Origin of the sequence: Roseomonas sp. TAS13 (genome assembly GCF_001950415.1) — a bacterium.
In the GTDB taxonomy this organism is placed as follows: Bacteria; Pseudomonadota; Alphaproteobacteria; order Acetobacterales; family Acetobacteraceae; genus Roseomonas; species Roseomonas mucosa.
Genome location: NZ_BDLP01000625.1, coordinates 1 through 1,584 on the forward strand (window position 1 = coordinate 1; position 1,584 = coordinate 1,584).

Sequence of the window (1,584 nt, forward strand, 5' to 3'; positions counted from 1 at the left end):
TTCGCCTTACGGTGGAGCTGTGCGTAGATGTGATCAAGAGACAGCCCGCCCAGGTCCCGCCACGACAGCCCGAGAAAGGGCGAGGCCAGCAGCGCCCCCGCGACGCCGCCCGCATAGACCGCCAGCGCGGCCAGGACCGGCTGGCCCAGCACCTTGTTGAGCGTCGCGTTGGTGCCGGACTGGACCGTGTTCAGCGCACCGGCCAGCAGGGCCAACCCCCAGAGAATCCAAGGCATGGCTGCTCCTTCTCCTGCGCCGGATGGCGCGGCGGCCGCCGGACCGATCCCGGCGAAGGGCGGCGACATGCGAGGTCAACCGATCCGCTCACCTCGCGTTGCACTCCCGTCGGGGCATCCGGGGGCATCACGACCAGTTGCGAGTCCGCTCGCTTGGCCACTCCCTCGGGGGCTGCGATGACCGTCTCCTCCCGCCAGAACCGGCCGCCGGGCCCACAGCCCGGAGACCGGCCAACGGAACGCGCCCAGGACCATGAACATCCACGAGACCTCCCCCGAGACCTCGCATGACGTCGCCCTGGCCGGCCGCTCCATGCCGCCCCTCTACTACCTCCACCCCCTGATGCTTGGCCCCCTGCGCGGCTGGGGGCCGGAACTGGCCCGCATCGCCGGGCTGGGCTTTGGCGGCGTGGCCATCCCGCCGGTCTTCGCCACCGGCGCCTCCGGCAACCTGTTTCACGTTTCCGACCACAACCGCCCGCACCCGCTGCTGGAGGCCGGGGAGGACGGCACCGAGGCGCTGTCCCGCATCGCCGCCGCCTGCCGCGCGGAGGGGCTGGCCCTTTGCCTCGACATCATTCCCGAACGGGTCGCCGAGGACAGCACCCTGCGCGCGCAGCATCCCGGCTGGTTCGCCGATCCGGCCGGGCGGCGCCCCGATCCGCGCACCGATCCCGCCCTGCGCGGCTCCGTCCGCGGCGACCTGCGGCAGGAAGGCCTCGCCACTTGGTGGGCGGAGCGCCTGCGCCTCTGGACCCAGGCCGGCGTGTCGGGCTTCCGCTGCGAGGAACCGGAGGAAATCCCGCCCGAGGCTTGGCGCCGCCTGATCGCCGCCGCCCCCGGCGCCCGCTTCATCGCCTGGACCACCGGCCTGCCCCGCGACGTCCTGCCGCGCCTCGCCGGGCTGGGCTTCGCCGCCACCGCCAGCTCCGCCGCCTGGTGGGACTACCGCTCCCCCTGGCTCTTCGAGGAGCGCGACGCCCTCGCCGTCATCGCCCCGCCCCTGGCCTTCCCGGAGGCCCCCTTCGGCACCCGCGTGGCGGTGGACCGGCACGACCCCGCCTTGCGCGAACGCATCGCCCGCCGCGCCCTGGCCTTCGCGGCCGGCTTCGGCGACGGGCTGCTGGTGCCCATGGGCTTCGAAGCCGGCGCCCGCACGCCACTCGACCCCGCCCATGTCCGGGCCGGGGACTGGGCCTGGCTGCGCGACAACGCGCCCTATGACCTTTCCGCCGCGCTCCGCGAGGCGACCGCCCTGGCCCGCCGCCTCGCGCCCATGGCCGGGGGCGAGACCCGCTCCGTCGCCGCACCGGGCGCCCCGGTGGCGGCGGTGCTGCGCCTCGACGGC

At 74.9% G+C, this 1,584-nt stretch carries 1 protein-coding gene and 1 pseudogene; one reads left to right on the top strand and one right to left on the bottom strand.

The features are described from left to right. Window positions 1–236: DMT family transporter (locus tag ROTAS13_RS24315; protein ID WP_253187769.1), on the bottom strand; the 236-nt coding region annotated here is incomplete at its 3' end. A 253-nt stretch (window positions 237–489) separates the two neighbouring features. Here ROTAS13_RS24315 and ROTAS13_RS24320 point away from each other — a divergent pair. Further along, window positions 490–1,584: pseudogene (locus tag ROTAS13_RS24320) on the top strand (DUF3416 domain-containing protein); the annotation flags it as partial.